This is a genomic window from Leuconostoc fallax KCTC 3537 (genome assembly GCF_000165675.1).
GTDB classification, from domain to species: Bacteria; Bacillota; Bacilli; order Lactobacillales; family Lactobacillaceae; genus Leuconostoc_B; species Leuconostoc_B fallax.
On sequence record NZ_AEIZ01000010.1, the window covers coordinates 1 to 22,295 of the forward strand.

The 22,295-nt window shown below is 37.3% G+C and carries 17 protein-coding genes and 4 pseudogenes; 7 read left to right on the forward strand and 14 right to left on the reverse strand.

The genetic code is table 11. The annotated features are described in order from the left end of the window. On the reverse strand, positions 1-136 hold a 136-nt coding region (locus LEUFL_RS13300), incomplete at its 3' end, for a helix-turn-helix domain-containing protein (RefSeq protein WP_010007183.1). A 41-nt stretch (positions 137-177) separates the two neighbouring features. Next, positions 178-2,354 (reverse strand): annotated as a pseudogene (locus LEUFL_RS11045) (LTA synthase family protein). Between the two features lie 66 nt (positions 2,355-2,420). On the opposite strand from LEUFL_RS11045, the gene LEUFL_RS0102250 reads away from it, so the two are divergent. Continuing rightward, complete coding sequence (locus LEUFL_RS0102250; RefSeq protein ID WP_010007186.1) at positions 2,421-2,861, forward strand: GNAT family N-acetyltransferase; 441 nt, start codon at positions 2,421-2,423, stop codon at positions 2,859-2,861. Positions 2,862-2,900: 39 nt separating this feature from the next. Here the strand turns inward: LEUFL_RS0102250 and LEUFL_RS13470 are convergent. Both LEUFL_RS13470 and LEUFL_RS0102260 read right to left on the reverse strand, forming a co-directional pair. Beyond that, positions 2,901-3,694 (reverse strand): annotated as a pseudogene (locus LEUFL_RS13470) (DUF6681 family protein). Continuing rightward, positions 3,694-4,173 (reverse strand): hypothetical protein, encoded by a 480-nt coding sequence (locus LEUFL_RS0102260; RefSeq protein WP_010007188.1) that lies wholly within the window; start codon positions 4,171-4,173, stop codon positions 3,694-3,696. The pseudogene LEUFL_RS13470 and the gene LEUFL_RS0102260 overlap by 1 nt, the downstream one beginning before the upstream one ends. Before the next feature lie 282 nt (positions 4,174-4,455). On the opposite strand from LEUFL_RS0102260, the gene LEUFL_RS0102265 reads away from it, so the two are divergent. Beyond that, on the forward strand, positions 4,456-5,232 hold the full coding sequence (locus LEUFL_RS0102265; protein WP_010007189.1) for a TIGR01457 family HAD-type hydrolase: 777 nt from the start codon (positions 4,456-4,458) through the stop codon (positions 5,230-5,232). On the opposite strand, the gene LEUFL_RS0102270 is transcribed toward LEUFL_RS0102265, so the two are convergent. Further along, on the reverse strand, positions 5,212-5,868 hold the full coding sequence (locus LEUFL_RS0102270; RefSeq protein ID WP_010007190.1) for a GntR family transcriptional regulator: 657 nt from the start codon (positions 5,866-5,868) through the stop codon (positions 5,212-5,214). The genes LEUFL_RS0102265 and LEUFL_RS0102270 overlap by 21 nt on opposite strands. Before the next feature lie 136 nt (positions 5,869-6,004). Between LEUFL_RS0102270 and LEUFL_RS0102275 the strand changes: the two genes are divergently transcribed. Both LEUFL_RS0102275 and LEUFL_RS0102280 read left to right on the forward strand, forming a co-directional pair. Continuing rightward, the gene (locus LEUFL_RS0102275) at positions 6,005-7,204 is read left to right on the forward strand and encodes a quaternary amine ABC transporter ATP-binding protein (RefSeq protein WP_010007191.1); all 1,200 of its coding nucleotides are present in this window, start codon (positions 6,005-6,007) and stop codon (positions 7,202-7,204) included. Then, entirely contained in the window at positions 7,197-8,906 is a 1,710-nt protein-coding gene (locus LEUFL_RS0102280) for an ABC transporter permease/substrate binding protein (protein WP_010007192.1), read from the forward strand. The genes LEUFL_RS0102275 and LEUFL_RS0102280 overlap by 8 nt, the downstream gene beginning before the upstream one ends. A 63-nt stretch (positions 8,907-8,969) precedes the next feature. On the opposite strand, the gene LEUFL_RS0102285 is transcribed toward LEUFL_RS0102280, so the two are convergent. The 6 genes and pseudogenes from LEUFL_RS0102285 to LEUFL_RS0102310 form a co-directional block, all read right to left on the reverse strand. Then, on the reverse strand, positions 8,970-10,151 hold the full coding sequence (locus tag LEUFL_RS0102285; RefSeq protein ID WP_010007193.1) for an MFS transporter: 1,182 nt from the start codon (positions 10,149-10,151) through the stop codon (positions 8,970-8,972). 391 nt (positions 10,152-10,542) lie between these two features. After that, a complete protein-coding gene (locus LEUFL_RS0102290) occupies positions 10,543-11,760 on the reverse strand; it encodes a DUF2075 domain-containing protein (protein WP_010007194.1) in 1,218 nt (405 codons plus the stop codon). Between the two features lie 83 nt (positions 11,761-11,843). Further along, a complete protein-coding gene (locus tag LEUFL_RS0102295; RefSeq protein ID WP_010007196.1) occupies positions 11,844-13,190 on the reverse strand; it encodes a DEAD/DEAH box helicase in 1,347 nt (448 codons plus the stop codon). Between the two features lie 37 nt (positions 13,191-13,227). Beyond that, a pseudogene (locus LEUFL_RS11055) lies at positions 13,228-14,180 on the reverse strand (DHH family phosphoesterase). A 44-nt stretch (positions 14,181-14,224) separates the two neighbouring features. After that, positions 14,225-15,310, reverse strand: a complete 1,086-nt coding sequence (gene dinB / locus LEUFL_RS0102305; protein WP_010007199.1) for a DNA polymerase IV — start codon at positions 15,308-15,310, stop codon at positions 14,225-14,227. A gap of 41 nt (positions 15,311-15,351) precedes the next feature. Then, entirely contained in the window at positions 15,352-15,990 is a 639-nt protein-coding gene (locus LEUFL_RS0102310; RefSeq protein ID WP_141557407.1) for a hypothetical protein, read from the reverse strand. A gap of 167 nt (positions 15,991-16,157) precedes the next feature. Between LEUFL_RS0102310 and LEUFL_RS0102315 the strand changes: the two genes are divergently transcribed. The 3 genes from LEUFL_RS0102315 to LEUFL_RS0102325 are packed head-to-tail and all read left to right on the forward strand — an operon-like array spanning position 16,158 to position 18,579. Then, positions 16,158-16,985: a sulfite exporter TauE/SafE family protein gene (locus LEUFL_RS0102315; RefSeq protein WP_050792570.1), complete on the forward strand. Its 828-nt coding sequence runs from the start codon at positions 16,158-16,160 to the stop codon at positions 16,983-16,985. An 8-nt stretch (positions 16,986-16,993) separates the two neighbouring features. Next, positions 16,994-17,350, forward strand: a complete 357-nt coding sequence (locus tag LEUFL_RS0102320; protein WP_010007204.1) for a DUF1634 domain-containing protein — start codon at positions 16,994-16,996, stop codon at positions 17,348-17,350. Between the two features lie 8 nt (positions 17,351-17,358). Next, the gene (locus LEUFL_RS0102325; protein ID WP_029508610.1) at positions 17,359-18,579 is read left to right on the forward strand and encodes an LCP family protein; all 1,221 of its coding nucleotides are present in this window, start codon (positions 17,359-17,361) and stop codon (positions 18,577-18,579) included. Between the two features lie 50 nt (positions 18,580-18,629). Here the strand turns inward: LEUFL_RS0102325 and nrdF are convergent, their stop codons facing one another. The 3 genes and pseudogenes from nrdF to nrdE all read right to left on the reverse strand — a co-directional run bounded on the left by nrdF (position 18,630) and on the right by nrdE (position 22,288). Further along, positions 18,630-19,610, reverse strand: a complete 981-nt coding sequence (gene nrdF, locus LEUFL_RS0102330) for a class 1b ribonucleoside-diphosphate reductase subunit beta (protein ID WP_010007208.1) — start codon at positions 19,608-19,610, stop codon at positions 18,630-18,632. Positions 19,611-19,612: 2 nt separating this feature from the next. Continuing rightward, positions 19,613-20,053 (reverse strand): class Ib ribonucleoside-diphosphate reductase assembly flavoprotein NrdI, encoded by a 441-nt coding sequence (locus LEUFL_RS0102335; RefSeq protein WP_010007210.1) that lies wholly within the window; start codon positions 20,051-20,053, stop codon positions 19,613-19,615. 67 nt (positions 20,054-20,120) lie between these two features. Further along, positions 20,121-22,288 (reverse strand): annotated as a pseudogene (nrdE, locus tag LEUFL_RS11060) (class 1b ribonucleoside-diphosphate reductase subunit alpha). Positions 22,289-22,295: the final 7 nt, after the last annotated feature.

Below are 22,295 nucleotides of genomic sequence, written 5' to 3' on the forward strand. Positions count from 1 at the left end.
CTGGTTGCGTCATCCCTAACGCACGCGCTATTTCCCGAGTTGTTGTTTGTTCATACCCATTTTTCAAAAATAAAGTTGTTGCCGCGTCCAAAATATGTGTCTTTGAATCACTCGCTACATGTAGCGTATCAGACATGTTCAACCTCCGATATATTTTTACTTTAATCTATCTTAGTGTTACTCTGCACTCCAATCATCAGGGTTTCGTGGTTTAATTCTTGTTGTGTCGCCCTCTTCATCTTCTGCCTCAGGTGCATCTGTGACGTACTGGGACAGTGTTGAGCGATTACCATTCTTAGAAAAAACACTCGTCGACTTGCTTCCTAATGATTTATTAATTCGATTCAAACGATTCAAAGTTGTTTGCTGAGCGTAATCATACTTATCGCTTTGAACGGCTTTAAAGCCCTCTGGTGTATAAAAGCGTAATAAGTTTTTCTGGTTTAAATTATCAGAAATTGCTAATTTTTGATTCACTTGTTTTTGTAATTTAGCAACGCGCTTTGCCGTCTTTTCGTCAGATCCATCAACAACCTGACCAGTCTTAGTATTCCATATTTTACCGGAAATAACAGCTAAATCTGGTGTAATAAAATCTTTATTTCGAAAAGCTACAAGTTGTTGATGCTGATCACTTAGCAGATCTTGCCCTAATTGCATGTAACGCTGTGTACTAATACCCAATAAATGTTCAACAGTAGGCGCAACATCTATCTCCCCGCCATAGGTATGGTTGACATGTCCGCCCTTATAGTTGGGAATATGAACAATGAAGGGTACGCGTTGTAAGTTAGTATTGTCAAGATCCGTCCATTCATTTGAATTTTTACCTAAGACACCTGCAAGGTACTTATTATCTGTATTAGAGATACCATAATGATCCCCGTACATAACCACCATCGAATTCTTATACAATCCCGATTTCTTCAAATACGTAAAGAATTCTTTTAATGATTGATCCAAATAATGATTCGTTAAGAAATAATTATCAACTAACTTAGATCCAGAGTTCGTTGTTTGAAAATTAGGGTCGCGATCAATCTTATCTAAATTATACGGCGTATGGTTGGTAACCGTTAAGAACTTTGCATAAAACGGTTGTTGCAACTTCTCAAGATAGGGTACAGAATCGTTAAACAACAATTTATCCTTAAGTCCCCAGCCAGTTGCTTTAACACCACTAATGTCAAAGTAAGAACTGTCAATAAAGTTCTGGTACCCCATGCGTTTGTAAACAACATTTCGCTGATAAAAAGTACCGTTATTACCATGGAAAACTGCGCTTGAATACCCAGACCGCTGATTTAAAATTGCGGGCATCGCTTGAAATGTCTGATTTTCACCAATTTTTGAAAACAACGAGCCTTGTGGTAAACCAAATGTTGACGTTTCTAACATGTTTTCAGCATCAGAAGTTTTCCCCTGTCCAACTTGATGGAAAAAGTTATCAAAACTAATCGTCCCCTGTTCGTTAACTAAACTATTTAAAAACGGTGTGATTTGTTGACCATTAATTTTTTTACCAATGACAAACTGTTGAAAACTCTCCAAATGTATCACAATCACATTTTTATTCTTAGCAATCCCATAATACTTAGCATTAGCATCCGCATGATGTTCTTTTACATATTCTTTAACCGATTGAAGCTCCTCGGGTGTAGCGCTTTTACGAATCTGGTTCGTTTTGTAGGTGTTAATCCCATCATAAATGGTAAATGGTCCAATTCCCAAATACTTCACCATATATTCTCGATCAAATTGGCGGGTCAATAATTGTGGTCGATCTATATCTGCCAAAAGAAGATTCACAGCACAAATGAATAATCCTAAACTCGTCATTGCTAGTGGGACCAGTTTGGGTACATGCTTATCCGAGAAACGAATTTTACGTATGACAAACAATACCAAAATAATGATGATATCTAACCAAAATAAAATATCATGGACCCCAAGAGCAATCGAACCAGCGACTTTTGAACCTTGATTGACTGCACTATACCCCAAAATAGTATTGACAGACATGAAGTCCGAAAATTCACGAAAATAAACGACATTCAAGTAAAGTAACATCGTTAAAATTAAATCGATAAGAATTAATGCGCCATAATATAGCACTTTTGGGCGAATAAATAGTGCCAAACTAAATATTAAAACCGTAAAGCCAATCGGATTGGCTAACATCAAGAATACTTGTAATGGATCTTGAACATGCAACCATTCAAAATCAGCACCGTACGCCAAAATTGTTTTCATGGTAAACAAAATAATCAACCACCAAAAAAACCAATTCGTGTATTGAGCTGTTTTTGCCAATTACTTGGTGCTAATGTTGTCGTCCAAAAATTTTGCAAAATTTTTTCATAATCTTTATTATACCAATATCATTCAAAATAATAATAAAACTTTGTTAAAATATAGACATGACAATTAAAATTAAACATGCCTATGGATTAGGTGAAATTCAACAAGATGCCCGTATGATTCGCCAAGCAGTCTTTGTTGAGGAACAAGGCTTTAGTGCACAAGATGAATACGACCATTTAGATAGTACTACAATTCACATCGTTGCCTATACGAATACCCAAGCCGTCGCTACTGCACGTCTACATGAAGAACAATTAGGTACATGGCATATCCAACGTGTTGCAACACTAGCTAGCATGCGTCATCAAGGTATCGGTCGCTTACTCTTTGATGAAATCGAAGCATTAGCGCCACAGTTTAACATTCATACATTAACTTTAGGTGCGCAGCTTCAGGCGCGTCATTTCTATGAGCAACTTGGCTTCAACAGTCATGGTGATATATTTTTAGATGCCAATGTACCACATATCGAAATGATTAAGCTCTTAAACAGATAAAAATACGCTGCCGTAGCAACGTATTTTTATTTTAAGCAACTATCCTTTTTTGTCATCATATGCAATTTCAACATGTAATCGATATGGCAACGTCACGGTCTGGAGCTCTCGTCGACCATTAACATGACTTGGACCGCCTAAAATGAGGACCGTAGCTGCAGCTAAATTATACTGAGCGGCTACAGTTTCAACATCCGTCAAACCAATTTTACGGACATAACCAACTGGCATTGCACGTAATTGATTGACCCCAGCCATTATAACGGTATCACTTGCTATCTTTTCAATAGTAAAATAAGGTACTAATGTTCCGGGATAATTGGCACTAATAGCACCTTCTTGCGCAATAATTGCACGTTGTGCCGTTTCATCAAGTTCACCAAAATCTTGATGCAATACACCACTCTCCTGTAAGGATTGGGCTAACATATCAATATTTCTTTGATGAATATCATTTATCTCTACCGATGCTTCCATCACATGATCGCGCTGATATAAGCCATGAATCGGCATAATAACTGCTCGCTTTTTTCTACTTTTTCTTCGTGTGGTCCACCAAGCAGTTTTTCCACATGCGGTGAAATATCCCACTTTGTTCGCTTATTCGTAAAGTAATATAAAATATTTAATATTACAAAATATAATAAACCAATAAATAAGCCAAGTAGCAACGTTCCACGTAACCAACGCCCATTATCGTAAAATCGCCAAGCAAGATAAAGTAAATACCATATACCACCTGCACCAACGATTGTATAAATACGCCCTCGCGTTTTACTAGCAGTTGTGAAATATCCCAAATAATGATTAACTAAGTCTAAAATTGTTAGCATTACTGGTCTCCTTGAGCATTAGCAGCATTTTGATTGTTGTTAACTGTAGAACTCGATTGCACTGAACTTGAAGATTGAACACTAGAACTTTGCGTATCACTTGCTGAACGATTTTGAACAGAACTACTATCCGCGGCCGATTGTTCACTATTAGCTGATGAGGATTGCGTCGAGTTGCTAGCTGATGATGTGCTGTCGGAAGTAGCACTACTTTGCGAAGAAGACTTGTCTTGTGATGCATCACTTTCACTACTTGACGTCTCATCATCATCGGTTGAACTGCTACTTTTTGAATTATCAGATTGTGATTCACCTGATGATAATGTACTGCTACTTCTTTGAACCGTTGTCTGCGATTGGACAGTACCACCCTCAGACGTGCCAGTTGCCACGTTAACTGCTAAATTGGCAGCACTAATTGCGACAACTAATGACACAATAGCTGATGGTGTTAAAAATGGGGGTGTTCGATAAGCCATATTCGTTTCCTTATAAATTACTTCTCAAAATTGCAATTTCTATTTTAGTGTAGTTACTATTATACGCATTTCTGGGTTAAACAGAGATAAAATACAAACGAAAACCCGCAAATAATTGCGGGCGGACCAGTTTATAAAATATTTTTGGGAGATTTTTATTTTTTGGGAGATTGAGATTGGAGAGAGAGAAGTCCGTTGATTCGTTTTTGTATCAACTTTTGTTGATGGTTATACTATAATAGGTGTAAATTAAACGAAAATAAAAAGGACGGTATCACTATCATGACAGCATATAAAACTTATTTAATTGATCTAGATGGGACGATTTATCACGGTCAGAAACGCTTACCCAGTGGTAAACGCTTTATTGAACGTTTAAAAGAATCCAATGCGCATTATTTATTTGTCACGAATAATTCAACTTTAACAACTGCTGATGTGGCTAAAAATCTCTCCGAAAATCATGATATTCCGACCACTGCAGACCAAGTTTATACGAGCGCTTTAGCCACTGCTGATTATCTTAAAAGTCATGCCGAGCCAAACCAAAAGCGCGTCTTTATGGTCGGTGAGGCAGGACTAGGTGAAGCACTGACAAGTAGAGGTTTTGAACTTGTCAATGACGAACAGGCTGATTTTGTTGTCGCTGGATTAGACCGCCAATTCACTTATGAAAAATTAACAACAGCTACTTTAGCCATTCAAAACGGTGCCCAATTTATTGCAACTAATCGCGATACGAATTTACCGAATGAACGTGGTATGTTGCCTGGTGCTGGTTCTTTGATCGCCGCCATTGAAACAGCTACTGCAACACACCCTGTTGTTATTGCTAAGCCAGAACTTCCCATCATGACTGGCGCATTGGCTCTTGCTAATGTCGCACCTAGTGAAGCACTTATGGTTGGTGATAACTACAACACAGATATTCTAGCTGGTATTAATGCACATATCGATACTTTATTAGTTTATTCAGGCGTATCAACGCCGGAAGAAATTGCAAAAGTTTCAACAAAGCCAACATATACTGTCACAACATTAGACGAGTGGAAAATTTGATTTTCCGCTTTTTATTTTACACATCATAAAAAAGCCACGAACAGACTGTACACTCGTCTCAGAACCCACAAAATAAATAATATCGTGCAGTTCAATAACAGAATAAGGACCAGGTGAGATGACTAACTCACCTTCATGCATAATAGCAACCAAAGTGGCACCCGTCTTTTGCCAGAAATTCATATCCCCAATAGATTGTCCTAATTGAGGTGATACTTCCGACATTTCTAATTCATAAGGTGTCAACGGATTATGCCGTTGCATTTGTTCTGTTCTTTCCGTTAATTTAACGAGAATATTGGAAAGATGTGTTAATTCTTGTTTTTGGTTTTCAATACTTGTATGTACATCATCTTGTAATTGCTTCAAATCTGATGATTGCTGCATCTGGCTGATAAATGCTTTGGCTTTATCTCTTGATGTAATGGTTACACCACTACCCTGTTGTGTGCTAACAATACCCAAATCAGCAAGAATACTAATCGCTTTGCGCGCCGTTTCAGAAGACACACCATACGTCGTTGCTAATGTAGAGCGTGCATGTAATTTTGTACCAACGTCAATTTGACGATTGATAATTTGTTCAGCAATCAAATATGCAATTTGCCGATATCGTGGTTGTCTGATTTTTTTCATAATTAATTCATACCATATCTCTTGTCTATTTACAATCAATTCTATAAATTTGACACAAAGTGACAACTTGTGTAAAATTTTAAGTGGTCACTTTATCTTTTACAAAAAGGATAAAGTAGAGTAATTTGGAGGATGTATGCCTAAAGTAGAAATAAAACACTTAACAAAAATATTTGGCAAACGAATTAAACCCGCACTAGAACTTGTTAAACAACGCGTCTCTAAGAATGAAATCTTAGAACGTACCGGCAGTACCGTCGGTGTTTACGATATCAATATGTCTATTAACGAAGGTGAAATTTTCGTTATTATGGGATTATCCGGATCTGGAAAATCGACATTAATTCGGCTACTTAATCGACTAATTGAGCCTACCTCAGGTACCATGATGATTGATGGTTCTGACATCGCAAAGCTCAATAAGAAAGAAATGATTGAAGTTAGACGTAAAACAATGAGCATGGTGTTCCAAAATTTTGGACTATTTCCACATCGTACTATTTTAGAAAACACAGAATATGGTCTAGAAGTGCAAGGTGTTCCCGTTAAAGAACGTCGTGAACGTGCTGAAAAGGCCTTAGCTAACGCTAAACTATTGGACTTTAAAGACCAGTACCCTGACCAATTATCAGGTGGTATGCAACAACGTGTCGGCTTAGCAAGAGCTTTAACAAACGACCCCGAGATTTTATTAATGGATGAGGCTTTCTCTGCTTTGGATCCATTGGTGCGTCGTGAAATGCAAGATGAATTGCTTGATTTACAAGCCAGTGTTCAAAAAACGATTATCTTCATTAGTCATGATTTAAATGAAGCGCTTCGTATCGGTGATCGCATTGCCATCATGAAAGATGGTCAACTCATGCAAGTTGGTACTGGTGAAGAAATCTTGACACAACCAGCTAATGAATATGTCCGCTCTTTCGTTGAAGATGTTGATCGTTCTAAAGTGCTGACAGCTGAAAACATTATGATTCCAGCATTAACAGCAAATATAGAGGTCGATGGTCCTACTGTCGCCCTACGAAAAATGATGGCAGAAGAAGTTAGTGGGTTAGTTGCTGTTGATCGTCATCGTCATTTACATGGTTATTTATCTTCGGATAGCGCTATTGAAGCACGTCGCGAGAAGGTACCATTGAAGGATGTTTTGGATAAAATGCCGTCAGTGAGTCATGATACAGTTATCATGGACCTAATGCCTTTGATTTACGATTCTCCTACCCCATTAGCTGTTACTAAAAATGACAAATTAATTGGTGTTATTATTCGAGGCCGTGTGTTAGAAGCATTGGCAGATAGTACATCAGACGAGGAGGAGACGATCGATGTTTAATATTCCTAAAATACCATTGGGACCTTGGGTCAAAGACGGTGTTGATTGGTTAACAGATAATTTAAACGGTTTCTTTTCAGCTATTCAGCATGCTGGCCAAACGGTTATGGATGGCTTGACAACCGGTTTAACTGCAATACCAATACCAATCATGATTATTGGTATAACATTAATCGCTGTCCTTACTGCAAACAAGAAATTTGGCTTTCCTATCTTTGCTTTCTTTGGCTTAGTTCTAGTCGCTAACCAAGGTTTGTGGGAAGACCTAATGAACACGTTAACTTTAGTTGTTATGGCCAGTGTGATTTCACTGATTATCGGTGTACCACTAGGTATTTTAGCCGCTAAATCTGACCGTGCACGTGCCATTATTCAACCAATACTAGATTTCATGCAGACAATGCCTGGTTTCGTCTATTTGATACCAGCCGTTGCATTCTTCGGTATTGGCGTCGTACCAGGTGTTTTTGCCTCAATTATCTTCGCCCTACCGCCAATGGTACGCATGACTAATTTAGGTATTCGACAAGTACCAACTGATTTAGTCGAAGCCGCTGATTCATTTGGTAGCACACCGTGGCAAAAATTAATTAAATTAGAATTACCAACTGCTAAGAATACAATTCTTGCAGGTGCTAATCAAACTATTATGCTAGCGTTATCCATGGTTGTGACTGCCTCAATGATTGGTGCGCCTGGACTTGGTCGTGGTGTTTTGGCAGCTGTTCAGCATGCTGACGTTGGTTCAGGTTTCGTCAATGGTCTGGGCTTGGTTATTTTGGCCATTATTATTGACCGCTTCACTCAAAAACTCAGTAGCAATTCACGGCAACAGTCTGATAGCAGGTCACCGATCAAGAAATGGTTAGTTTTAGCTACGGCCATTGTCATGATCGGTAGTGGTGTTGTCAATCACTTAATGTCAAATCAAAGTACTGGTAAACAGGTTAACCTTGTTTATGTTGAATGGGATTCAGAAGTTGCTTCTAACAATGTCTTAGCAGAGGCAATGCGCCAGCATGGCTATAAAGTTAACATGACGCCGCTGGACAATGCTGTTGTATGGCAATCAGTCGCCAGTGGTCAAGCAGATGCTTCAATCTCTGCTTGGTTACCTAATACTCATAAAGCATTAGCCCAAAAATACAAAAATGATGTCACAAATCTTGGCCCTAACCTTAAGGGTGTTAAAACCGGCCTTGTCGTGCCTGACTATATGGACGTTAATTCAATCGCCGATTTATCTAATCAAGCTAACAAAACAATTACCGGTATTGAACCTGGTGCCGGTATTATGACATCTACAAATAAGGCTATGAAAGACTATAGTAATTTATCAGATTGGAAATTAACTTCTTCTTCTTCTGGTGCAATGGCTATTGCCTTAGAGCGTGCCTATAAGAATCATCAAGATATTGTCATTACTGGTTGGTCCCCACACTGGTTGTTTAGTAAATATAAGTTAAAGTACTTAGAAGATCCAAAACAATCAATGGGTAAAACTGAAAACATTGAAACAATCGTTCGTAAAGATCTTAAGCAAGATAAGCCGGACGTCTATAAGATTTTCAATAATTTCCATTGGACTTCTCAAGATATGCAATCTGTTATGTTAGATGTTCAAAACGGTAAGTCACCCGAACAAGCTGCTAAAAATTGGATAAGCCAACATAAATCCGAAGTTGATAGCTGGTTCAAATAATTAAATGATTGCAATAAAAAAACTACCTTAATCATTAAGGTAGTTTTTTATATGCTCATAATATTACATTACTTTTGTATCGACATATTTTGGTCGATAGAATAACGCATAAAGTATTGCACAGATAACTGGAATAATTGCGCAGACGATATATAGTTGACGGAAACCTAATATCGCATGTAAATCACCCAAAACGTAAGGACCAACCCCTAAGCCTAAATCTAGACCAATAAAGTATGTGGATAATGCAATACCAATACGGTGGCTTGCCACTAACTTCAAAACAATGGCCTGTCCATTAGACATAAATGTACCATAACCCAAACCAATAAATGCACCAGCCACTAACAACACTATACCATCAGTCGTAGCTGCCAAGACAAGTAATCCAAGTGCCAAGAAAATGTAACTTGGATACATGACATAATTTTCACCCTTTAAATCAAAGATTCTACCAGACATTGGTCGTGTTAATGTTACCACTAATGCGTACACAACGAAGAAGAATGAGCTGATGCTAACCAAATTGATTTCTTCGGCATATGAAGAAAGGAATGATAGCACGCTTGAGTAAGAAAGTCCCATTAAGAAACCGATTGCAGCAATAAACAATGCTTTTGATTCAACAAAACTACTAAAAGTCCACTTTTTCAAGCTTTCTTTGTGTTCATCTGTTAACTTGATATTAGTGATTTTGATACTAAATATAGCAATTGTAGATAACAGAATTAAAATTGATGAGAAAATAACAATAAAATCAAAGTTAGTTGTGCTTAACAAAATCAAACCAATGAACGGTCCAATTGCAGCAGCCAAACTTGTACTTAAGCCATAATAATTAATTCCCTCACCCTTTTTACGTTCGGGAATATAAGCTGTCACAATTGCATTTGCAGCAGTTGAAGTCATACCGTAAGCAAATCCGTTAAGTAATCTGATGAGATACATCACAGATATTGAAGGAATAAACAAGTACGCAATTGTCGTCACTAGATAGAAAATTGCACCTGCACGAACAACGAACTTCCGTCCCCATAACTCTAATTGTTTTCCCATAATGAGACGGGCTAACAGCGTACCAATAATATAAATACCAGAAGCAAATCCGGCTTCTGCAAATGATGCGTTTAACTGGTCATGTGCAATAACTGCTATGATAACCATCAATAAGTAATACACAAGGTAGACAATAAAGTTGATAATCGTAATGCTAATAAAGCCCTTATTAAATAATTTTTCTTCCATACTTCCAATCTCAATCCAATAATTATTTTTTACCGACACAATACACTAACTATAAAGCGTTAGGTCGGGCATAATTTATTGCATACGACTAAGTTATCGTGTCTTAACACAGTAACATCATTATCCATGACCACAATCATTCCTCAAGGTACTTTCTACAAATTTTCACTGAAACATTTTTATTTTTCAGTAAACACCTTTATAAAGATACCACTTTTTCACAAATAATAAAGTAAAAGTTACAATAAAAAATAATTTTTTATCATTTTTGTTATTTTTGTTGCAAGGAGACCACAACATGCATTAGAAATTTCCTATATGAAATAAGTTTCTGTTAGGCTTTTGCTTGTGAAATTATTTATCTATTCATTTGATACAGTTACAAATAACTTCATTGTTTTTTATCTTGTGCCAGTAATAAACGTTGCCTGAGTTTTTCATCAGCTGCTGTAATGTATAGCCCATATATACCACGTTTTAATAAAACATCGATAACATTGAACATCAGTCGTTGTTTAACCCACGCAATTTTTTCCGGATGCGTTAAATCGGGACGCTTTTTGTATATTTCAGTGTGCGTCACTTTATTTGGATTAACAATCATACAATCATGCTGTGCATCGTATTCAAAAGGTGGTCCGAGTATCACGCCAACGTAATTCAAGTCAAAACCTTGAACCGTATAAATGGAGCCCACTTCATGAATTGATGCGGGCCTTTGTGCCCATGGTGTTGGCTGAATATCATACTCATCCCAAGGTAAATCAAAGTCATCCATATACACATGGTGTTCATTTTGATTTTTGCGTACAAACCCTGTTGTCGCCACAATTCTGGATAAGCCCACTCGCTTATCACAATCTTGGATTTGCTGATACATATCTATCGCACGACGATAAATACGCAAGTCATAACGACCAGTTTCTGACGGTAATGGCAATATGTTACCGTCACTCAATGCATTTACCCAATTCATAACACTTGCCGGCGCCTGCATACGATATTGCATCGTCAAGTTAAAATATCGTGTGTGGTATGGTGCTAATATTTGATTTAAAAGGTGTTGATCCCAATACATCTTGGTCTGCATAACTTGCTTAAAATCAAAAACCACAATAACAACTTTAGCTAATTTTATAATTTCATCTAATTGATTCTGTTGTGTAAACTTAATATATGGTTCTGGTTTTGATAATAACAAATGGCCCTCATCAATCACAACAACATCATATTTTTGCCGTTGTTTATGTGCTTGGTTAATTAATGAGGTTGGCCGAACATAATCTTTTTTCCGTAATGCTGGCAATGTTGCTGCCAATTCTTGATAAACTTTTAGCAGTTCTGGATGATTAACTGTAAAAACATTATTGGTTCGAAAATACGGGCTCGTTGTATCTTGACGACCTTGTTGTATTTTTTGAAATAATTTAGTTAATATCACACTTTTTCCTGTACCTGCTTCACCTGATATAACACCTACCGCATGTGTTGATTGAGTGTCTTGTAAATGATGGTTGATAAACGTTTCAATTTGGTCTAATTGGGTACTTTGCTGATCAGTGAGTTGATCAACATTAAATTTTTTTAGCGTTAAATCTTTTCTTGTCATAATTCTTAGTATACCGCACATAAAAAAGCATAATTCAAAGGATACGTATCAACGTTTCAATTTAAATTATACTTTTAAATGACTTATTTATTTTTATTAGCTTTACGCGTTGCACGACGTTCTTCACGTTGGGCAATACGACGATCCATTTGGTTTTTGCGTTGAATGGCATTTTTGATACGACGCTTATAGCCTGGCTTAACATTTTTCTTTTTCTTTTTTACCATGCCAACCATTGTTGGGTCTAACTTTTTTGTTGTTGCAACACGTTGTGTTCGTGCCTTTCGGTCTTTGATGTCAACAATCTCATCCCCACGAATTTGCTTAGGCTTGAATTGAATACCCAAATTCTCCAGTTCCACAACTTCGTCTTCTTCATCAGGACCGTACAATGTAATAGCCAGTCCCGATAAATTATTACGACCTGTTCGACCAACACGATGTACAAAGAACTCTAGCTCGGAAGGAATGTCATCGTTAATCACATGAGAAACACCTTCAATATCAATGCCTCGTGCAGCTAAGTCCGTGGCCACAACGTATTGGAATTCCAAATTCTGTACTTGCTTCATAGTACGACGACGTTCACGTGGCGCAATGTCCCCATGAACTTCAGCAACCTTAAGCCCACGACCGCGTAGATTTCGGGTTAATGCCTTCGCGCGCTCTTTTGTATTTGTAAAAATCAAAGCCAAATAAGGATGTCCAATTGTTAATAACTTATAGATAATATCATCTTTATCCGCCGATTTTGTTGGAATCAACCAGTTATCAATAGTGTCGGCAATCACTGTATCCACAGGAATAGCTTCAAAGCGTGGATTATCCATATACTTCTTTAAAAATGGCTTGAGCTTTTCAGGCATAGTAGCACTAAATACTAATGTCTGTAAATCATCAGGCATGGCAGAAGCAATGGCATCAACCTCGTTAAGGAAGCCCATATCCAACGTCATATCTGCTTCATCCACAACCAATGTTCTAACATGATGTAACTTAAGCGCCTGCGAATCGACCAAATCTTTAATTCGTCCAGGCGTTCCAATAACGATTTGTGGTTGCTGATTACCTAATTGCTTAATCTGACGGGCCTTATCAGTACCGCCAACATAATCTGCAATACGTATATCTTCATCAAGTTGCTCTGCTAATGCTTTAGCAGCACGCGTAATTTGGTCAGCTAACTCTCTTGATGGTGTTGTGATAACTGCTTGTACTTCATTTGCATCAAACACGATACGATTAAAAATCGGAATTAAGAAAGTATGTGTTTTACCTGATCCAGTTTGAGATTGCCCGACAACATCACGCCCTTTTAATATATCCGGAATTAATTTTAACTGTACTGGTGTTGGTTGTGTAAAGCCAATTGCTGTCAAACCTGAAATGAGATCAGGTTTTAAATTAAATTGTCCAAATTGATTTGCCATAAATTTCCTCAGTCTATTGTGATTCTTATTATTTGATTCATGCCTTTAGTAATGCTGTTTCCACAGCTTGAATTAAACGTTCAATGTCTTCACGACTTTGTGCCCAAGCACCAGACGCCATTGGATGTCCACCGCCTTCAAAGCGATTTGCAATTTTATTAATGACAATTGAACGAGAGCGTAATCTTACGCGATAATTACCTTCATCTTGTTCTTCAAAAATTGCCCAAGCTTTAACTGTATCAATTTTTGAAGGTAAAGAAACAGCAAATGATGTGCCCGCTTCACCAAGATTAAATTGCTTAATGAGTTCACGTGTAAGAATCACATAAGCAAAACCTGAAGGCAAAATAGTAACATTTTGTAAAATATATCCTGATAATTTAGCCGCGTTTTCTGATATTGTTGTCATATTATAATGAATTTTGGCATAATCAAAATCATACTTAAACAATTCAGAAACAACTCTAAACGTCTCGGAATCATTACTATACATAAATCGGCCAGTATCACCAATAATACCAATATACAATAGTCGAGCTGCTTCTGCTGTCATAGTTAACTGAGGGCGAAGCGCTTCATAAAATTCATAAATCATAGTACTAGTCGCCGATTGACCTTCTTGGACCCATTGCCAATCACCAAAAGGATCATCATTTGGGTGATGATCAATTTTGATAACTGCTTGTCCTTCAGGCCAACGCTGGTCATCAACACGTGGCGCATTCGCCGTATCGGTTACAATAACTAACGCCTTATGATAGGCACCATTAGGCACAGCATCCATAAATGTCTCTGATTCGCTAATCCAAGACAACCCTGGCACGGCCTTACCCACAGCGTAAATCTTTTTTCAGGAAAACTGGCTTGTAACAATGCCTTCAACCCCAATTGTGAACCAAAAGCATCTGGATCAGGGCGTTGATGGCGATGAATAATAATCGTATCGTAACGCTTAATTTGTTCTAAAATTTCTTCTTGAATGGTCATAAATTAACTTTCTACTTCAATATGGTTAGCTTCCATTATAGCATTTAAAATAAGCTAACTTCCTCAAATGTACTGGATCGTAAATTACTCATAGATATGCCTAATAAACGGATTGAAAATGGCATTGATAGGTTTTTATCGAAAATATTCAATGCCTCTCTGACTAATACTTGCTGATCTAATACCCAAGGCTCATGGTGCGTTAAAGATCGCGTTAATGTATTAAAGTCAGCATCACGAATCTTAATATTCAAGGTGCGACCAACAACCTTTTGCTGTCGTAAACTGATAATCATTTTATCTGCTAATTGACCAAAAGCGTTTTGTACTTGAGCCTCTGTATGTAAAAAACGGTCGAATGTTGTTTCTTTTCCTACAGATTGGCGCTGGCGCTGCCATTTCACCTCACTAAAATTCATACCACGTGCCTGTAAATATAGGTGTTCTCCAAATTTACCAAATTGTGCACGTAACATTTCTTGTGATAGTTGTCGTAGTTGACGACCATCATGAATGTCTAACTGGATTAATTTTTCCTTGGTTTTTTGACCGACACCGCGAAATTTATCAATGGGCAGTGCATCAATAAATTCTAACATATTGCTATGGTTAATAACGGTTACGCCATTTGGTTTATTATAGTTAGAACCCAATTTCGCAAGTAATTTATTATGCGACACACCAACTGAACTTGTCAGATGCGTGGTTTTCAGAATTTCATGCCTAATTTGAGCAGCAATTGTCGCGCCACTAGTCGCATAGTGACTGATATCCAAGTAAGCTTCATCAAAGGCAACTGGTTCCACTTTTGGTGTGAATTGGTAAAAAATATCATGAATCTGTTGAGATACCGCTTTATATTTAGTAAAATCTGCCGGCCAAAAAATAGCATCTGGCGCTAAACGTTTAGCCTCAGCTGCACTCATAGCAGAATGAACACCAAGACGGCGTGCTAAATAGTTAGCAGTTGCAACAACACCTCGTCCACCCGATTGTGCTGGATCTCGCGAAATAATTAGCGCTTTATGTCTCAATTGTGGATGATCGCGCATTTCAATTTGTGCATAGAAGGCATCTAGGTCAACATGCAATATTTTACGACGATCAACAGTCCGTAAGAAGTCTGCCATCATTACTCCTACTTACATAACAAAATATTATAAACGACCACCTAAGGAAAAATAATTTGTCCTTTTTTGGCCAGTTTTAAATAAAGTTGTTGTGATAGTTGCCACCAAAAATAACCAAATAACATCGCCCCAATTAAAGTCGAAAGTGCAATTCCTCGTTGTAATTGTGCTAATAAAATACCAATCCAAATCAAGAACATCACACCCATCACAATGTATTGCGCTGATTGTGACCGCACCATTTTTGGAAAAATCAGTGTGAAAAACACACTAAATATTTCAAACCACCACGTCACCAACAGATTAGGTATCGTATCACCAATCTGTAACCCATTATCCCAATGGACATTAATGATAACAGTTAATAGCATGACAATTGGTAACAACAAACCTTGCATAAGCAAGAACCACATTGCCGCCACCTGAAAACGCACGAGATATAAAAAGCTTGCCACTAGTAACGTCATAATAATAGCAACTGGATAATGTGCTAATAAGCCACCTATGGTACTAAAAAGCATTAAAATCCGTGGTGTATACTCCTGTGTCACAACACTTGATAAATCATCAAGTAGCAACATCATATGGCTCCCGAGACGTACAATTAAAGCCAATACTAAGAAAAGGCCAAAAAAAATCGGGATCAATACTTTTCTGGTTCTATCTTTTGAAACTAACACAATAACGCTTCACCTCTTTAATAACCCAAAGACATTGTAATATTAATTTTTTTTAAATATAATTGCGTCTTTATAACCATAATTGTAGCATTATAAGCAGTAGTTCTTAACAAAAAATATTGAAACAGTGGGTTTTAATCTTGGCTTTAATTATATCAATTATTCTAATGTTAGTTGTTGGCATTTTTTCAGGTATTTTAGGCGCCTTATTGGGCTTAGGTGGTGGCATCATTGTTACGCCCATTTTAGTCATTGGGTTTAATTTACCGATTCACTATGCGATTGGTGCAAGTATTATTGCTGTCATTGCCACTAGTTCTGGTGCTTCAATTGCTTATCTTAAAGACGATATGCTCAATTTGAGGATGGCTATGTTCTTGGAAATTTTCACAACGATTGGCGCATTAGCTGGCGCTCTACTTGCTATCTTTTTCAAAGCTATTTGGTTAAACTTCTTATTCGGTATCTTACTTGTGTACCAAGCCTATCGGATGTGGCGAAAATTACATAGTAAAAAAGTTGATGCACCTTCTACCAAAGAAGATCATTTTGCCCAGAAAATGCAACTTAATAGTTCTTATTTTGACAAGTCAACCCACCAACAGATTGACTATAAAGTTGAGAATGTTGCTGGTGGCGCATTAGCTATGATCTGGGCAGGTATTGCTTCTGGATTACTGGGTATCGGTAGCGGCATGTTCAAAGTTTTTGCAATGGATACCGTCATGAAAATGCCTCTAAAACCATCAAGTGCGACATCAAATCTAATGATGGGTGTTACCGCCGCGACAAGTGCTTTAGTCTACTTTTTTAATGGTACAATAAAAGCCAATATCGCTGTTCCCATTGCTTTAGGTATATTATTGGGTGCGACGATTGGGGCGCGTCTGATGCCACACATTCCTGCTAAAAGACTACGCCAACTCTTTATACCAGTTGTGGGTATTGCTGGTCTGCAACTCCTATTAAAAGCATTTAACATTACGTTATATTGAGGCTAATCATGGAAGAAAGAAAAGATTTAGAACGTGAAATCGGTATTATTTTACGTATTGGTGTGCTTTTATCAGTAATTGTTATGATACTTGGTTTTAGTCTTTATTTATTATCTGGCGCTCATACTGGTTTTAAATACAATACATGGCCCACTAATTTTGGTACAATAGTTCTTAGTTCCTTACGTCTAAAGCCAGGCGCTTTGATGATGCTTGGATTATTTTTATTAATTCTAACACCCATCTTACGTGTTATCGCGTCTATCATTTCATTTGCAAGAATTAAAGATTGGCAATATGTCATTATCACAAGTATTGTCTTATTTATTTTGATTATTGCTATAAGTATTGGCGCATTAATTTAGGAGAAAACATTAGCCCCCATGCGAAATCAAAAAATAACCAAAGCCGCAGCGATCGTTACAAACCAAGAACCCACAAAATACGTAATATTTTCATTACTATTCTACTTGTCTTACTTATTGCAGGTAGTGCCTTGGGTTACCTTTTATATCGTAATGCCAAGTCAACGATAGACAATGTTTATAGTGGCACTGGATTAACAAAAAGTCGAAACGTATCCAAGGTAATCAAACAAGGAAAACCTTTTTCTGTTTTGCTTATGGGAACTGATACTGGTGCCTTAAATCGTAACTATAAAGGCCGTACCGACTCGATGATGGTGTTGATTGTTAACCCTAAGAAAGAAAAAACAACATTAATTTCTATTCCACGTGATGCAATGATTGCCATCGTGGGTTATGAAGATACTTTCCCGCAAAAGATGAACGCAGCATATGCTTATGGATCTGCTGCAACAGCTATCAAAACTGTGGAAGCTTACCTCAATATCCCAATTGACTTTTATGCCATGGCTAACATGGGTGGTTTGGAAAAAATGGTTGATCAAGTTGGTGGTGTTGAAATTAAATCACCACTTACCTTTACTTATACCCCAGATGAAGATGAAAGTCCCGCTACTTATAAATTCACCAAGGGCAGTGCATCATACGAATATGCTTCTGATGGTAAGCATTTTACTAAGCACACTGTAATGGATGGTAGTGCCGCGCTTGCCTTCTCTAGAATGCGTTACGATGATCCTGAAGGTGACTATGGCCGTCAGAAACGTCAAAGACTAGTCTTGCAAGCCCTAATGAAGAAGGCAGCTAATGTAACCAATCTGCTCAATGAAAAATTCATGAATTCCGTACAAAAGAATATTATGACTGATTTAACATTTGGTGATATGAGCAATATTGCAACTAAATATATCAAGGCTAAAAATAACGTTGTCACCGATCATTTGCAAGGTACCACTACGTCATATCCAGACGCAACTACTGGTGCATCAGTATCTTATGAAATTGTTTCAACGTCAGAAAAGCAACGGATCACCAATAAAGCACGTAAAGCACTTGGCCTTGAAGCCAAAACCACTGGTAGTATGTTTGGTGGCGAAGTGCCATCTACACTGGCTAGTATCGCTGAATCATTACAAGCTTCTAGTGATGGTACATCATCAAGTTCAAGTACTGATAGTAGTTCTAATACAACATTACCCGTTGATCCTAGTACCAGTCCTGCACAGTAGTCTTAAAATAAGCAAACTAAAAACGCCTTTCAAAGGCGTTTTTAATTTGCTTATTGTTTATCTAAACCAATATCATAATCATCATCTGCCATGGCTTCGACCTCACCAATCAAATAACCATTACCAACACCAGAGAAGAAATCATGGTTAGCAGTAGATGTTGAAATACCATTCATTACAACAGGATTCACATCTTCGGCACCATCTGGGAACATTGGCTCTTGACCCAAGTTCATGAGCGCTTTATTTGCGTTATAACGTAAGAATGTCATAACGGAGTCAGTCCAACCGATTTCGTCGTACAGTTCATGCGTAAACTTTTCTTCATTTTCGTATAATTCAAATAGTAAATCATACATCCAACTTTGCAATTCACTTTGTTCATCTTCTGATAACTGATTAAAGCCGATTTGGAATTTATAACCAATATACGTACCATGAACAGATTCATCACGAATAATCAATTTAATGATTTCAGCCACATTTAACATTTTATTATGACCAACAAAATAAAGTGGTGTATAGAAACCAGAATAGAATAAGAATGTCTCTAAGAACACTGATGCAACTTTCTTTTGTAAAGGTGTTCCATTATGGTAAATATCATTAATACGTTGCGCTTTGTACTGCAGATATTCATCATTATCAGCCCACTCAAAAACTGCTTCTATTTCAGCCTTATCATTCAAAGTTTCGAAAATAGAAGAATATGATTTGGCATGAACAGATTCCATAAACTGAATATTATTGAGTACTGCTTCTTCCTTTTGGTTAACGGCGTCTTTCTTTAATTCAGCCATACCATCTTGAGATTGCAGCGTATCTAATGTTGTTAAACCACCAAAAACTAGATTCAAAACTTTCTTTTCTTCAGCACTCGTATCACGCCAATTCCGTAAATCGTTTGAAATAGGGACACGTGTATCCAACCAGAACTGTTGTGTTAGCTTTTCCCAAGTAGCCTTATCTAGCTCGTCTTCAATGTTATTCCAATTAATTGCTACATACGAATTTTTTTGAATGTGTTCCATATTTATTCCTCAATTATCGTTTTTATTTTGTCATAAATACGCTGAGCATCAAACTTACTGCCACGTAGTTCATAACTCGCAATCATCGGTACCTGATACTTTTCAGCATATCGATTAGCTGTTAAGTTAAATTGTACATTAAAATTACGATTACCTGAACCAACAATGCCACGTAAATACTTTAAATTTTGAGAAAATTCAATATATTCACCTAAAGCATTCGTAAAAATTTCCTTCACTTCCGGACCCGTTCCTGTACCACCAGTTAAATAAGTTGGTACGAGTGCAATAAACGGAACTGTTTCTTGTTCAAATTCTGTTTCTTCACCAATTAATTTGGTATTGAGTTCATCACCATGGCTTTCTGCAACAGTGCGTAACTTCTCAACAAAGGACTTTGTATTGCCTTCCGTCGATGCATATAAAATGTTTATTTTTCCCAACGGTACTTCCCCCACTTACTTGTCTATTTATCAATTAATATTTGTCCAAGGCTCCCCCAAATATACATTAAATAGAGCAGCTCTCACATTCATTAACACCAGTCTCTTGATTATCATCGGTAAAAGTTCTCACGTAATACAAAGACTTAATGCCCTTGTTAAACGCATAATGACGTAGAATCGTCAAATCACGCGTTGTCATCTTAGGTGTCTTATCTTTCCACTCGTATAACTCTTGAGACAAGGTAGAACGCATAAATAATGTCAGAGCCATACCTTGATCAATATGTGCTTGAGCAGCAGCATAAACATCAATCACCTTACGCATGTCAGTATCATAAGCTGAGACGTAGTAAGGCATTGTTTCATTGCTCAAACCAGGCGCTGGATAATAAACTTTACCAATCATACCCTCTTGACGTTCTTCGATTTTGTTAACAATTGGCAATAAAGTGGCAGTTGTATCATTAACATAAGAAATTGAGCCTGTTGGTGCGATAGCATGACGGTAAGCATTATAAATACCATAAGTCATCACATCTTGTTTTAACTGTTCCCAATCAGCTTTCGTTGGTAAATGATGTTGTGCGAATGCGCGACGTACTTTATCTGTCTTAGGCATCCAATCCTGTGACAAGTATTGGTCAAAATACTGACCAGTTGCGTAATCGGACTTTTCAAACTCATAAAAATTTTCTTGGCGTTCTTTAGCAATTTTCATTGAAGATTGCAAAGAATAATAATTAAGCATCATAAAGAAAGTGGATGTAAAGTCTAATGACTCTTCATCACCATAGTACATTTTGTGTTGCGCGAAATAAGCAGCTAGTCCCATAGCCCCCAAGCCAATAGCGTGTTTTTCACGATTGCCTTCTAAGACTGAAGGTACAACATCCAAATTAGATGAATCAGACACAAAAGTTAGGGCTCTCACCATTGCATCTACTGACGTTGCAAAGTCGTCAGTTTGCATCATGTTCACAATATTAATTGAGCCTAAGTTACAACTAATATCTGATCCCATTTCTGTGTATTCCTGTTCATTATTAATAACAGATGGGCGTTGCACCTGCAAAATTTCAGAACAAAGATTTGATGAGATAATCTTACCAAAAATTGGATTAGCCCGGTTCGTTACATCCACATTAACAATATATGGATAACCAGATTCTTGTTGTAATTTAGAAATTTCTTCTTCTAACATACGCGCATCAACGCGATACTTTATGATTTTATCGTTTGCCACCATATTGTCATATTCAGCGGTGATGTCAACATAATTGAACGGTTGACCATACTCACGTTCAACATCAACCGGACTGAATAGATACATTTCCTTATTTTGCTTGGCTAAATCATAGAACTTATCTGGAATCGTCAAGCCAAGTGACAATGTCTTAACACGAATTTTTTCATCCGCATTTTCTTTTTTGTTGACAAGAAACTCAAAACATCTGGATGGAAGATCGACAAATAAACAACACCCGCACCTTGACGTGCACCGACTTGAGAACTAAAAGTAAAAGTATCCTCTAACAACTTCATCACTGGTACAACACCACCAGCAGAGTTGGCAATCCCCATAACAGGTGCGCCCGCTTCACGTAAGTTCGACAAATTAATACCAACACCACCACCCATTTTAGATAGTTGCAAAGCAGAATTAATGGTACGGCCAATTGCATTCATGTCATCAGTCGCTTGTAAAATAAAGCAAGATACCAATTCTCCACGACGTGCACGACCTGCATTCAAAAATGATGGCGTTGCTGGTTGATAACGTTGATGAATCATTTCATCTGCTATGTGCAATGCTAACTGCTCATCACCATTCGCGTAATACAATGCATTGACCGCTACACGATCTTCGTAAGTCTCAACATAATAGTTGCCGTCATTTGTTTTTAATGCGTATTGATTATAAAACTTGAAAGCAGCCATAAATGACTTAAACTGAAAATGCTGTTCATTTAAGAATTTGTATAGTGAAACGATAAAATCAAAGTGATACTTTTCAACAAAGTCACGCTCCAAAAATTCATGATCAAATAACCAATCAAATCGTTCTCTTAGAGAATTAAATTGCAAGACGTTAGGCTTAACATTTTCTTCTAAAAATGCAGCTAACGCTTCTTGATCCTTTTCTAGTTGAATTTGATTGTCTTTTGGAATATTCACTTGATTATTTAAATCAAAATACGTTACTTGATCAATGTTTAAGTCTTTTAAGGGCATAAATTTA

What these genes read in the sequence shown, in the direction of transcription:
- LEUFL_RS0102250 (WP_010007186.1), top strand. Translation starts at nt 2,421, where the DNA reads ATGACAATTAAAATTAAACATGCCTATGGATTAGGTGAAATTCAACAA.
- LEUFL_RS0102260 (WP_010007188.1), bottom strand. Translation starts at nt 4,173, where the DNA reads ATGGCTTATCGAACACCCCCATTTTTAACACCATCAGCTATTGTGTCA.
- LEUFL_RS0102265 (WP_010007189.1), top strand. Translation starts at nt 4,456, where the DNA reads ATGACAGCATATAAAACTTATTTAATTGATCTAGATGGGACGATTTAT.
- LEUFL_RS0102270 (WP_010007190.1), bottom strand. Translation starts at nt 5,868, where the DNA reads ATGAAAAAAATCAGACAACCACGATATCGGCAAATTGCATATTTGATT.
- LEUFL_RS0102275 (WP_010007191.1), top strand. Translation starts at nt 6,005, where the DNA reads ATGCCTAAAGTAGAAATAAAACACTTAACAAAAATATTTGGCAAACGA.
- LEUFL_RS0102280 (WP_010007192.1), top strand. Translation starts at nt 7,197, where the DNA reads ATGTTTAATATTCCTAAAATACCATTGGGACCTTGGGTCAAAGACGGT.
- LEUFL_RS0102285 (WP_010007193.1), bottom strand. Translation starts at nt 10,151, where the DNA reads ATGGAAGAAAAATTATTTAATAAGGGCTTTATTAGCATTACGATTATC.
- LEUFL_RS0102290 (WP_010007194.1), bottom strand. Translation starts at nt 11,760, where the DNA reads ATGACAAGAAAAGATTTAACGCTAAAAAAATTTAATGTTGATCAACTC.
- LEUFL_RS0102295 (WP_010007196.1), bottom strand. Translation starts at nt 13,190, where the DNA reads ATGGCAAATCAATTTGGACAATTTAATTTAAAACCTGATCTCATTTCA.
- dinB (WP_010007199.1), bottom strand. Translation starts at nt 15,310, where the DNA reads ATGGCAGACTTCTTACGGACTGTTGATCGTCGTAAAATATTGCATGTT.
- LEUFL_RS0102315 (WP_050792570.1), top strand. Translation starts at nt 16,158, where the DNA reads ATGTTAGTTGTTGGCATTTTTTCAGGTATTTTAGGCGCCTTATTGGGC.
- LEUFL_RS0102320 (WP_010007204.1), top strand. Translation starts at nt 16,994, where the DNA reads ATGGAAGAAAGAAAAGATTTAGAACGTGAAATCGGTATTATTTTACGT.
- nrdF (WP_010007208.1), bottom strand. Translation starts at nt 19,610, where the DNA reads ATGGAACACATTCAAAAAAATTCGTATGTAGCAATTAATTGGAATAAC.